The 11,921-nt window shown below is 62.1% G+C and carries 10 protein-coding genes; 3 read left to right on the top strand and 7 right to left on the bottom strand.

The annotated features are described in order from the left end of the window. Positions 1–12: 12 nt before the first annotated feature. Entirely contained in the window at positions 13–1,032 is a 1,020-nt protein-coding gene (ilvC, locus tag FHT69_RS03445; RefSeq protein ID WP_047611747.1) for a ketol-acid reductoisomerase, read from the bottom strand. A 49-nt stretch (positions 1,033–1,081) separates the two neighbouring features. Then, complete coding sequence (locus tag FHT69_RS03440; RefSeq protein ID WP_183904914.1) at positions 1,082–1,747, bottom strand: TetR/AcrR family transcriptional regulator; 666 nt, start codon at positions 1,745–1,747, stop codon at positions 1,082–1,084. A 174-nt stretch (positions 1,748–1,921) separates the two neighbouring features. Between FHT69_RS03440 and FHT69_RS03435 the strand changes: the two genes are divergently transcribed. After that, positions 1,922–2,368 (top strand): hypothetical protein, encoded by a 447-nt coding sequence (locus FHT69_RS03435; protein ID WP_183904913.1) that lies wholly within the window; start codon positions 1,922–1,924, stop codon positions 2,366–2,368. A gap of 23 nt (positions 2,369–2,391) precedes the next feature. Beyond that, positions 2,392–2,757, top strand: coding sequence for a DUF4087 domain-containing protein (locus FHT69_RS03430; RefSeq protein WP_047610782.1), 366 nt, complete (start codon positions 2,392–2,394; stop codon positions 2,755–2,757). An 11-nt stretch (positions 2,758–2,768) separates the two neighbouring features. On the opposite strand, the gene FHT69_RS03425 is transcribed toward FHT69_RS03430, so the two are convergent. The 3 genes from FHT69_RS03425 to FHT69_RS03415 all read right to left on the bottom strand — a co-directional run bounded on the left by FHT69_RS03425 (position 2,769) and on the right by FHT69_RS03415 (position 6,510). Next, positions 2,769–4,451 carry a hypothetical protein gene (locus tag FHT69_RS03425; RefSeq protein ID WP_183904912.1) on the bottom strand — a complete coding sequence of 561 codons (1,683 nt, stop codon included), beginning with the start codon at positions 4,449–4,451 and terminating at the stop codon, positions 2,769–2,771. Then, positions 4,451–5,509 (bottom strand): glycosyltransferase family 2 protein, encoded by a 1,059-nt coding sequence (locus tag FHT69_RS03420; protein ID WP_097542188.1) that lies wholly within the window; start codon positions 5,507–5,509, stop codon positions 4,451–4,453. Before FHT69_RS03420 ends, FHT69_RS03425 begins: the two co-directional genes overlap by 1 nt. 92 nt (positions 5,510–5,601) lie before the next feature. After that, positions 5,602–6,510: an AraC family transcriptional regulator gene (locus FHT69_RS03415; RefSeq protein ID WP_028757486.1), complete on the bottom strand. Its 909-nt coding sequence runs from the start codon at positions 6,508–6,510 to the stop codon at positions 5,602–5,604. Between the two features lie 204 nt (positions 6,511–6,714). Between FHT69_RS03415 and FHT69_RS03410 the strand changes: the two genes are divergently transcribed. Next, positions 6,715–7,761, top strand: a complete 1,047-nt coding sequence (locus FHT69_RS03410) for an NAD(P)-dependent alcohol dehydrogenase (RefSeq protein ID WP_183904911.1) — start codon at positions 6,715–6,717, stop codon at positions 7,759–7,761. A 137-nt stretch (positions 7,762–7,898) separates the two neighbouring features. Here the strand turns inward: FHT69_RS03410 and FHT69_RS03405 are convergent, their stop codons facing one another. Together FHT69_RS03405 and FHT69_RS03400 are read right to left on the bottom strand one after the other, a co-directional pair. Then, positions 7,899–9,854: a translation factor GTPase family protein gene (locus FHT69_RS03405; protein WP_183904910.1), complete on the bottom strand. Its 1,956-nt coding sequence runs from the start codon at positions 9,852–9,854 to the stop codon at positions 7,899–7,901. Positions 9,855–10,307: 453 nt separating this feature from the next. Continuing rightward, entirely contained in the window at positions 10,308–11,573 is a 1,266-nt protein-coding gene (locus tag FHT69_RS03400) for an NAD(P)/FAD-dependent oxidoreductase (protein WP_183905367.1), read from the bottom strand. Between the last annotated feature and the right edge of the window lie 348 nt (positions 11,574–11,921).

The raw sequence follows: 11,921 nt of genomic DNA, 5'->3' as shown, positions 1-11,921 counted from the left end.
TCTGAAAACCGCTTAGTTCACGCTCTTGTCGACCAGCTTGTTCTTGCCGATCCAGGGCATCATGCCGCGCAGCTTGGCGCCGACTTCCTCGATCTGGTGGCTGTCGTTCAGGCGGCGGATGCCCTTGAAGCGCGAGCCGCCAGCGCGGTATTCCTGCATCCAGTCGGAAGTGAACTTGCCGGTCTGGATGTCCTTGAGGACGCGCTTCATCTCGGCCTTGGTCTCAGCGGTGATGATGCGCGGACCGGAGACATATTCGCCCCACTCGGCCGTGTTCGAGATCGAGTAGTTCATGTTGGCGATGCCGCCTTCATAGATCAGGTCGACGATCAGCTTCACTTCGTGCAGGCATTCGAAATAGGCCATTTCAGGCGCGTAGCCGGCTTCAACAAGCGTTTCGAAACCGGCGCGGATGAGTTCGACCAGACCGCCGCAGAGAACGACCTGTTCGCCGAAGAGGTCGGTTTCGCACTCTTCGCGGAAGTTGGTTTCGATGATGCCCGAGCGGCCGCCGCCGACGCCGCAGGCGTAGGAGAGAGCGAGTTCAAGCGCATTGCCGGAAGCGTTCTGGTGAACGGCAACGAGGCAGGGAACGCCGCCGCCCTTCTGGTATTCGCCGCGAACCGTGTGGCCCGGGCCCTTCGGCGCGATCATGACGACGTCGACCGTGGCCTTCGGCTCGATCAGGCCGAAATGCACGTTGAGGCCGTGGGCGAAGGCGATCGCCGCGCCGTCGCGGATATTTGCAGCGATTTCCGACTTGTAGATGTCGGCCTGCAGTTCGTCGGGCGTTGCCATCATCATCAGGTCGGCCCAGCCGGCGGCTTCGGCAACCGTCATGACCTTGAAGCCGTCGGCTTCAGCCTTCTTGACGGTCGGCGAACCGGCCTTGAGCGCGATGACGACGTTCTGGGCGCCGCTGTCCTTGAGGTTCAGCGCATGGGCACGGCCCTGCGAACCGTAGCCGATGATGGCGACCTTCTTGGCCTTGATGAGGTTGAGATCGGCATCACGATCGTAATAGACGCGCATTTGAAGTTCCTTCCCTTTGCTTGTCTTGTTGACTGTCATTAAAGCGGAATCAACCGAGAACCGGCATCTCCACCAGAACCTTGTCCGTGCCGTAGAGCCGGAGGAAGGCGATAACCGCCCTCTCCGCCTGGCGCGCGGTATCCTTGAGGCCCGGCTCGCCGAGCAGCATGCGCACATGCAGATCGGAAACAACAAGGCCGTAAAGCGTGTGATAAGCCTCGTCGGCATCGGAAAAACGCAGGAGCCCTGCCCTCTTTCCGGCATCGATCAACGCCATCGCGCGCCGGTCGATCTGGCGGCGGCCGCGCTCGAGCAGCAGCTTGCCGAGCTTCGAGCCGTCGCGGTTCGACTGGCCGATCGCCAGCCGGTTCAGCGCCAGCGAGACGTCGCCGGCGAGCACCTCCAGCAGATCACGCGCGAAAATGACGACATGGTCGTGCAGACTTGCCGCCGTCAGTCGCTCGCCGTTGCGCTCGAAGGTGCGCACCTTGCTCGCCTGATAGGCGATCATCGCCGACAACAGCCCGTCGCGGTCGCCGAACCACTTGTAGAGGCTCTCCTTCGAGCAATTGGCGGCACGCGCCACACCCGAGGTCGTCAGCGCCTTCTCGCCGCCATCGACGAGCAACCGCAACGCCTGCTCCAGAACAGCGTTCTGGCGCGGCGAAAATTCGCTCGGCTCTGCGGTATCGACAGACAAGGTCGTAGCTCCCATGTACGTACCGTACGGTACGGTTCGCGAGGTTTATGCGATAAACCGATCAGATCGTCAAGAAGCCCGGATCATTTTTTTAATACGGGAAACCGCGATCAAACACCAGAATTGGATAGGCGCGAATCCTTGGTGATCGCATATTGTCGCGGTACCCGTTTGCGCCTGGAGGCTTCGATGTCACGCCTGTCTGCAGCTCTTCTCCTGCTCGGAGCAATTTTCCTGGGCGACTCAAGCGCTCTCGCGCAGTCCGACAGCGACGTCTATAACCGCATCGAAGAACTGCACGGCGACGCCGCAGGCTTCGACCGGCCGCTGCGCCAGCTCGTTCGGGCGATGCGCTCGGGCGACGCCGAAACCATTGCCGGGCTTGCCGAATACCCGCTGACGGTCAAGGCCAGGGGCGAGACTTACGACGTCGAGAGCGCCGAGGATTTCATCGACAATTTCGACGATCTGGTGACGCCGGAAACGCGCCGCGCCGTCGGGCGCCAGCAATACGGGGATCTCTTCGTCAATAGCGACGGCGTCATGCTCGCGGGTGGCGCCCTCTGGATGGGCGCGGTCTGCGATGACGACGCCTGCGAGGAAAGCCATTGGGCGATCATCGCGATCAACAACTGAAATCTGGCGATGAGGAAAAGCCGATGAAATACCGGATAGCTGCCGCGGTCATCACCGCAGCTCTCGCCATCGCCGCGAACGCACAGGCGGCAGAAACGCGCTGCGGCTGGATTGAAAATCCGACGCCCGCCAACTGGTGGCTGGAAGATGCGGAAAACACCTGGACGATCATGACCCAGGGCGACGATGCCGGCGAGGTGGAAGGCATGGAGCTGATCTCCGACATCTCCGAACATGAGTATGTCAGAACCAACGGCAATTACGGCTATGCCTGCGCCTGCATGAGTGTGGAGACGGATGGCAAGGAGCGCATCACGAAAATCCTCTCCTTCCGCCAGCTCAAGCTCGCCAAATGCCGTGCCGACAAGGCGCTGAAATTCCCCGGCTGATGAGCCGCGGCTTATAACGCCGTGGCGCAACCCGCCGGGATAGCCAAAGGCTCTGCCGGCATCGTCTTATCGATCGCGTAAAGCTTCGCGAAACCGGCATCCTCGATGACCGTCAGGCCCGACGGCATGAAGGTGCCGACATAGCGATCGAGAATATCGGCATTGGCGACCAGGACGAAATCGAAACGACTGCGCCAATCCGACAGATAGGGCGTGAAGTCTCGATATTGCTGCAACATTGTCGGGCATGAAAGCACACCCACCGACAGCAGATTGCCCTCTGGAACCGCGATCTCAGACCAGGGCGACAGAACGGAAAGTGGCTGCTTGCCTTTTGCGGTGAAGAGCGTCGGCACGAAAGCATGCGAGACGGGGACGGCAAGCGTCGGCAGATGCCGGAAAGTATCCAGTCCCCAGAAAAAATGCCGGTTGGAGTGGGCAAGGTAGCTCACTGTCTCAGGTTCATGCCCAAGTGGTAGCACGGCTGCACCGGCCGGCACCATTTTCAGCACGCTCTCGACAGCGGCAACATCCTTTTGCGCCAGCCACCAGTTCCAGCCGATCCAGCCGGTACGGCCGAAGACCGCAAGATTGATGACGAGCGAAAGCAACAGCGCCTGCCGGCGCGGGAGATTGGCGAAGGGGCATACCATCGCCATGGCGACGAGCGCCGTCATGATCGGAAAGCGCCAACTGATCCATCCGGTGCCGAGCATGTGGCGAGGCGAAATACAGGAGAGCAGCAGCAGACCGCCAGCGGCGACGGCAAGCCCCGCATGCATGCGGATGTCGCCCGCTCGTGCGGCACGTGTGCAGATGAGGATCAGCGGCAGAACCAGTAAGACATCCACCACCGGGACATAGGTCGTGATGGCGGAGAGCAGATTGAGGACGATCAGGACGACGCCGTCGTTCCATGCAAGCCCAAGGCCGTTGCCACCGGCGTTGGGCAAAGATGCCGTGTGAAGGTAGAGCGCGAGCGGTGGCAAGACGCAGGCGCCAATCGCCAACGCCAACCGGCCGACGAGCCTCGTGAGACCCGCCTTCGATCGCAGTATGTCGATGCGCCACGAAAATTCGAGGCCGCAGACGATCGCCATATAGAAGCCGAGCGAGAAGATGTGCATCACCGTCAGCAGCAGCGAAGCGGCGAGCCGCCAGGCAAAAACCAGCGCGGGATTTTTGCCCTGCAGCCGGAGGTCGACGCAGGCGAAGAAGAGCGCCATGCCGAGGCCGATCTCGAAATTGATGAAGCCGCCGATCATGGTGGCGCACCAGCCGAGCGACAGCATGGCGGTCTGCCAGTGGTGCCGGCCGCCGAAAAGCGCGCGATGCAAGCCGATCGCGCCGAGCGGCGGCAGCACGATCGCCAGGAAAAGCAAAGTCCGCGCAAGCCTGTCGGCGCCGACAAGCGGTCCCAGCCAGGTGGCGAGAATGTCGATCCCGACATTGGTGAAGGTGCGGCTCCAATCGACCGCATAAATCTCAGGAAACGGCTGCTCGCCGATGCCGCCCGAAAGGAGCCATATCCGGGCGTAGTGATTGGGGTAATCGAGAACCGGCGGAAAACGAAACAGCACCACCAGCGCCGCGGCAAGCGCGACGAAAGCGGCGACCGCAATGGTGGAATCCTGTCTGGCGGCCAATCCCTGAGGCTCGCCTGCGACCACAGCAGGCGTGTCGATCTGGTCCATTATCCGATCCGACTGCTCTTTTGCGCTCGCGGAAACTCCCCGGATGTAAAGGCGACATCGAGTGCGGCGCGCTTATCGCTGGCGTTCATCTCCGGAAAAGCAGTCGGCAGCTCGGCGTGTTCGCCGCCGCGCAGGATCGTCTCGATCATGAACATCGGCCGCTTCTTGCTCTCCTGCACGAGACGGCCGAGATATTCGCCGATGATGCCGATACAGATCAGCTGGATGGCGCTGAAGGCGCTGACGGCGGCCATGATCGACGACCAGCCGGTAACCGTTTCGCCTTCCAGCCAGCGAACGAAGGTGTAGACGAGCAACGAGATCGCGACGCAGGCGCTGATCATGCCAAGCCATGTGGCTATACGCAGCGGCGTCGTCGAAAAGCTGGTGATCGCATCGAGCGCAAAATTGATCATCTTGCGCAGCGGATATTTCGTCGCGCCGGCAAAACGGGCGTCACGCTCGTAAGGGAGAGCAACCTGCCTGCCGCCGATCCAGCTGACCATGCCACGGATAAAGCGATCGCGCTCCGGCATCGCCAGCAGGATATCGACGACGCGCCGGCTCATCAGCCGGAAATCGCCGGTATCGCGCGGAATGGTCACCGAGGCGAGCCTGGACAGCGCACGATAGAAAAGCGAAGCCGAGGCAAGCTTGAACCAGGTTTCACCCTCGCGGCGCGTGCGCTGACCATAAACGACGTCGGCGCCACGCTCCATGATCGGCATCATCATCAAAAGCAGTTCGGGCGGATCCTGAAGATCAGCGTCGATCAGTAGCACACGCTCGCCCCGCGACGCGGAGAGACCCGCCGTCGATGCCAATTGGTGGCCGTGATTGCGAAGAAGACGAACGCCGAGCACTTGCGGCACATCAGCCGCCAATTCGGAAATGATCTCCCAGGTGCGGTCGGACGAGCCGTCATCGACGAGAATGAGCTCGAAGGCATCCCCAGCAACGCTCCGAGCAGCTGCGACGGCTCGGCGGCAGAATTCGCGGAGGCCCTCTTCCTCGTTATGACAAGGCGCGACGATGGACAGAAATGGTTCTTGCGTCATACGGACTTCGGGCCTGCTGGATGGTTGGCGCCAGACTAGCCACGAAATGTCAAACATCCTTTAATGATCGGATGCCCGGGATGCGCGACAGACTACTCCGCCGCCATGACCTCGCGCGCGCCATCGATATCGCGCGCCGGCGAAGCGCCGTAGAGGCGACTGTATTCGCGGCTGAACTGCGACGGGCTTTGATAGCCCACGCGGTGGCCGGCCGTACCGGCATCGAGGCGCTCCACCAGCATCAGGCGACGCGCCTCGTGCAGGCGAAGCTGCTTCTGATATTGCACCGGCGTCATCGCCGTGACCGATTTGAAGTGATGATGGAAGGACGACACGCTCATGCTGACGCGGACGGCAAGATCTTCGATGCGCAGCGGCCGCGCGAAATTCTCCTTCAGCCATGCGACGGCGCGGGCGATCCTGTTGCTGTGGCTGTCTGCTGTGGCGATGTTGATCAGCCGCGCGCCATCCGGCCCGGTCAGCACCCGGTAGAGGATTTCCTGCTCGATCAGCGGCGCCATGGCAGGAATGTCGCCTGGACGATCGAGCAAGCGCAGCAGGCGGACGGCGGCATCCAGGAGCTCCGGCGGAGCGACGTTCACCGCCATCCCGCGCTGCCCGTCGGTATGGGCCGCCGGACGCGGAATATCGATACGGCTCAAAAGCTCAAGCAGCTTTTCGGAATCGATTGCCAGCCCCAGGCAGAGATGCGGCACTTCAGGGCTTGCCTCGGTGACCTGCCAGGCGACCGGCAGGTCGAGCGAGGTCAGCAGATAGTCTCCTGTCCCGTAGCTGATAAGTTCGGTGCCGAGGCGCAGGCTCTTGGCCCCCTGCAGCACAAAGGCAAAACAGGGCCGGTAGCTGCTGTGAAGCGGATCGCTTGGCTTGGACCGACGGCTGACGTGAAGATTGCCGATATCAGTTGAGAACTCGCCGTCGCCAGGCGCGAAGCGCATCGCGATGTCGACAATTTCCTGATAGGGGCTGAAGGGCAAAGTCATGCGGCAACTCTTTCTGTCAACTGGCTGACGCCGGTGATACCGCCCTTATCTAGAGTGCCTTCGCCATTTCGCAAACAGGCCGGCGCCTCACTTTTGCAGGATCGTGCAAAAAGCTGAGAGGATCGCTCTAACCCTCTCACGCAGTTCCGGGCAATAGTCCGCCATCCCGTTCAACCCCCACCACAATCGAAAAGGAAGGTTCCCATGCCTATTGCAAGAGGCTACGCCGCAACCGACGCTTCTAAACCGCTGACCCCTTTCACCTTCGAACGCCGCAACCCCAACCCCGATGACGTCGTGATCGACATCAAGTTTGCCGGCATCTGCCATTCGGACATCCACACTGTCCGCAACGAATGGAAGAACGCCGTCTATCCGATCGTGCCGGGCCATGAGATCGCCGGCATCGTCTCGGCCGTCGGTTCCGCCGTGACCAAGTTCAAGGTCGGCGACCGCGTCGGCGTCGGCTGCTTCGTCGATTCCTGTATCGGCTGCGTCGAGCGCGACCTCGATCGCGAACAGTATATGCCGGGTCTCAGCGGCACCTACAATGATTTCGAAGCCGACGGCAAGACACGCACCCAGGGTGGCTATTCCGACTCGATCGTCGTCAAGGAAGGCTATGTCATGTCCATCCCGGACAACCTTCCGCTCGATGCCTCCGCGCCGCTGCTCTGCGCCGGCATCACGCTTTATTCGCCGCTGCGCCACTGGAATGCCGGCCCCGGCAAGAAGGTCGCGATCGTCGGCATGGGCGGCCTCGGCCATATGGGCGTCAAGCTGGGTGCGGCCATGGGCGCCGATATCACCGTTCTTTCCCAGAGCCTTTCCAAGAAGGAAGATGGGCTGAAGCTCGGCGCCAAGGAATATTATGCCACCAACGACCCGGAAACCTTCAAGAAGCTCGCCGGCACTTTCGACCTGGTCATCTGCACCGTCAGCGCCGAAATCGACTGGAATGCCTATCTCGGCCTTCTGAAGGTGGATGGTTCCTTCGTGGTGGTCGGCGCGCCTGAGAATCCGATCCCCGTGCACGCCTTCTCGATCATCCCCGGCCGCAAGAGTATTTCCGGCTCGATGATCGGCTCGATCAAGGAAACCCAGGAAATGCTCGACTTCTGCGGCAAGCACAACATCGTCTCCGAGATCGAGAAGATCAACATCCAGCAGGTCAACGAAGCCTATGAACGCGTCCTGAAGAGCGACGTCCGCTACCGCTTCGTCATCGACATCGCCTCGCTGGCAGCATAAGAAAACGAGAGGCGGCGCCTTCGGGGGCCGCCTTTTTCAATGTCGGGCGATTTCAACTGTGGCGGTGCTGTCAAGATCTCCGCCCTTGGGCGCAGCCGCACCGTCTGCCACCACGATCAAATGCGACACTCGGGATGTCACGATATGCCTCCGGCATGTCGATGCAGGCGCAGCAGATATTCGACGCTGTTGAACGGATCAGGGCCTGATCGCGGGCGCGAGCGCGGCGGGCCAGCTATTGGGGCGTAATGATCGAAGCAGCTTTCCATGGTCCCCGCCCCGCTCGTCAGGCCCGGCAAGTGCTGCTGGACACCGCGGACCATCTGAGACGCCATGGTACCCTCGAGCCGGGCGACGCCATCGGCAATGATCGAATCCGTCGTCGTTGCTGCCGATTTTGCAAGCAGGGTGACCACGCCGTTCAAATTTTCCGCGGGCGTTTCGAGATGAAAGCGGTCGACCGGCTCGCAGAGCACGGTCCGCGCGGCCGATAGGGCCGTTGCCAGCACCCATGGCGTCAACTGCCGGAAATCGGCGGCGGTGCTTGCGGGCGAGCTGTGCCGGGCCGCCGTCATCGCCACCTGGCAATCGATGACCTGCCAGCCGAAAATGCCCTGTTTCAGCGTTTCGAACACAGTCTCCTCGACTGCTCGATAAAAGGCTACGGGCATCTGGCCGACATCCACTTCGAGCGCAAAGCTGTTGCCTGCCCCGGGAGGGCGCGGTTCGACGCGCAGGCCGACGGTCGCCAGGAAGGGATTGGGCTCCTTGAAGAGGATCTGCAGGCCGGCCCCGGTCCCGACCGGCCTCTCGACCAGGATGACGGTGCTTTCCTCGAACTTTGCCTCAAGTCCGAAGTCCGTCAGCAGGGTCGATTGGATAACGTCCTTCTGCACCTCGCCGTAAAGTGAAACGAAGACTTCGTCCGTCTCCTCGTTGCGGCGCAAATTGATCAAGGGATCCTGTTCGGCCATCTGGTTCAGCGCCAGCCAGAGCGCCGCCTTGTCAGAAGGCCGCCGCGCAAGAACCCGGGTTTCGAGCGTCGGCGGCGCAAAGTGAGCCCGCCCGCCCGCGGGATCTCCGCCCACCGCATCCCCGATCCGGGCGCCGGCAAGGCCGGCGACGCGGGCAATCTGCCCTGCGCGAAGTCTCTCGGCGCCTTCGATCCGGCCGGCCTCGAACAGGTGGATCGCAGTCACCCGTTCCGGGCCTCTGGGCAGGTCCAGATATTGCCGAAGCCGCACCGTGCCTGAGGCGAGGTAGATATAGGCGAGCTTTTCCCCACCCCAGCCGCGTTCGATCTTGAAGATCTTGCCCGCGACCGGGCCATCCGGATTGGAGCACCGGCCGGGCAAGATCGTCGCAATGGCCGATGCCAGGGCGGGCATGCCGACACCGGTCATCGCTGCGCCCGCGAAGACCGGATGGACGAGGCCGCTCGCCACCTGATCGGCCAGGCAGCGCCTAAGCCTTTCCTCGGTCAGGCGACCGGGAGCAAGGATATAATCGGCAAGCAGGGCCTCGTCGTTTTCTGCCAGTGCCTCGCAGAGCGGCGTGAAAAGCGGCTCGTCTCCCGGCGCGAGCGTCTCCACCCGGGCAAGCTTGGCTCCGGCATCGATGACCGACGACATGGCGATGGGGCGGACCGCCAGCTGCGCGGCTAGGGCCTCCACCACCTCCTGATATCGGGCCCCAAGACGATCGACCTTGTTGACGAAGAAGATGAAGGGAACGCCAAGCCGCCGCAGCGCTCGCACCAACACCCGTGTCTGGGCCTGCACGCCTTCGACCGCCGAAACGACGACGACCGCGGCATCCAGCAATCCCAGCACCCGCTCGACCTCGGCGATGAAATCCGGGTGGCCGGGCGTGTCGATGAGATTGACGATCCTGTCGCCGATCGCAAACGACACCACCGCCGCCCTGATCGTGATGCCGCGTAGTCGTTCGAGTTCGAGAGTGTCCGTCTGTGTATTGCCGGTATCGACGCTGCCGAGCTTGTCGATGACGCCGGCGTCAAAAAGCAGTCTTTCGGTAAGGCTAGTCTTGCCTGCATCTACATGGGCGAGAATGCCCAGATTCAAAGTGCGCATGAACCACCAACTTCTCAGAATTTCGAATGTGATTTTCGTGAGAAGTGAATCGGCGCATTGGAACCTCTACCCGTTGCTACGGCTGGATGCGCACCTCCCGGTGGTTGGGAGACGCGGATGGAATGCTAAGGGTGTGCGGGGAGATGTGTCAAGCTTGGGCGTATCGCGTTGTCTAAAGGCTCCGACATGTGTGCCGCAGGGCACGACAATCAGCCCTCATGGTGAGGGTGAGGGTGAGGAGCGAAGCAATCGATCCAGTGATCGATTGCAGCGACAAACGCAGGGCCGTCTCGAACTACGAGGGCGGGTGGCTAAGCGGTGCATGCTGCATGCAGATGTCGCTGGGTGAAGCGCCGGTGGCCGTCCCCGATCCTTCGAGGCCCTCCGGGTGCACCTCAGAATGAGGCAGGAGAGACGGCGCATTCCCGGACAGCTTTCACGGGCAAAGGAGGCCTACTCCTCTTCTCGCATCGTTTCTTTCTGGGTGATCAGCCGGGCGCTGTGCTGGCCACTCAGATAGATCCACAACCAACTCCAGGCGACGGAGAAGCGCGAGCGGGTGCCGATCAGGAAGTAGATATGGGCAAGACCCCAGATCCACCAGGCGATCCAGCCCTTCAGCTTGATCCGGCCGAAATCGATGATGGCCGCACTCTTGCCGATCGTGGCGAGGCTGCCCTGGTGCCAGTAGCGGAAGGGCGCCGGTGCCGGCTTGCCGGACAGACGGGCACGGATCACCTTGGCGACGTAGCCGCCCTGCTGCTTGGCGGCAGGCGCGATGCCCGGCACCGGCTTCCCGTCCTCGCGCATCACCGATGCGGTATCGCCGACGACGAAGACGTCCGGTAGCCCCGGCGCGCTCAGATCCTTCTCGACCACGACGCGCCCTGCCCGGTCGGCCGCAACGCCGAGCCACCGTGCCGCCGGCGAGGCGGTGACGCCGGCTGCCCAGACGATCGTCCGGCTGGCAACGAAGGTGTCGCCGATCTTCACGCCGTCGGCATTGCACTCGGTCACCGGCCTGCCGAGATGGATCTCGACCCCGAGTTTCTCCAGCGCCTTCTGGGCATAGGCCGAAAGCTCTTCGGCGAAGGTTGGCAGCACCCGCGGACCAGCCTCGACCAGCACGACGCGGGTCTTGCGCGTATCGATGTTGCGGAATTCCTTGGGCAGCGTGAAATGCGCGAGTTCGGCAATGATGCCGGCCAGCTCGACACCGGTCGGCCCGGCCCCGACGATGGTGAAGGTCAGAAGCGCATCGCGCACGGTTGGATCGGCCTCCATCTCCGCCCTCTCGAAGGCAAGCAGCACGCGCCGGCGGATCGTCGTCGCATCCTCCAACGTCTTCAGGCCCGGCGCCACCGGCTCCCATTCATCATGGCCGAAATAGGCATGCGTCGCCCCGGTCGCCAGCACCAGCGTATCGTAACCAAGAGTCATGCCGTTACGGAGGGAAACAGTCTTTGTGCCGCTGTCGACGCCTGTGACCTCGCCGAGCAGAACCGTCACGTCAGGCCGGTCGGCATAGAGCCGGCGGATTGGCCAGGCGATTTCCGAGGTGGAGAGAATGGTCGTCGCCACCTGATAGAGCAGCGGCTGGAAGAGATGATGGTTGCGCCGGTCAACGAGCGTGGTCTTGACGCCAGCGCCTTTCAAACCGTTGACGAGTTGCAACCCGCCAAAACCGCCGCCGACAACGACGACATGATGATCGCCCATGACCTGCCCCTTCTGCGCCATTTCGCTGAAAGCCAATGTGGCCCTCGCCGCAAAGGTTGCAACCGCCGTTTCGGCATGTCTCCCCTGCGTCACCCGCAGTCGAAAGAGCATGTCGCGCAAAAGTGTGCAGCGGTTTTGCGAGAACGACATGCTGGAATTGAAAGGCCTAGACCAAAGCGCGACAAACGAGTCCGATCGCGGCGCGCTTTAGCGCCGAGATTATCGGCAACTCCTGCAATCCAACCCGGCGACGCTTGTGAAGCGGACGTCGGGCAGAATTATAACTGCCCAGAGCCTCGGTCGAGGTGCGACACAGACATAGCGTTCGAACGGGTAGTCGGCCCGGAA

This window comes from Rhizobium sp. BK008 (assembly GCF_014197345.1).
GTDB classification, from domain to species: Bacteria; Pseudomonadota; Alphaproteobacteria; order Rhizobiales; family Rhizobiaceae; genus Rhizobium; species Rhizobium anhuiense.
Note: the sequence above shows the minus strand (reverse complement) of the source record. Positions and strands in the feature narration are given on the sequence as shown.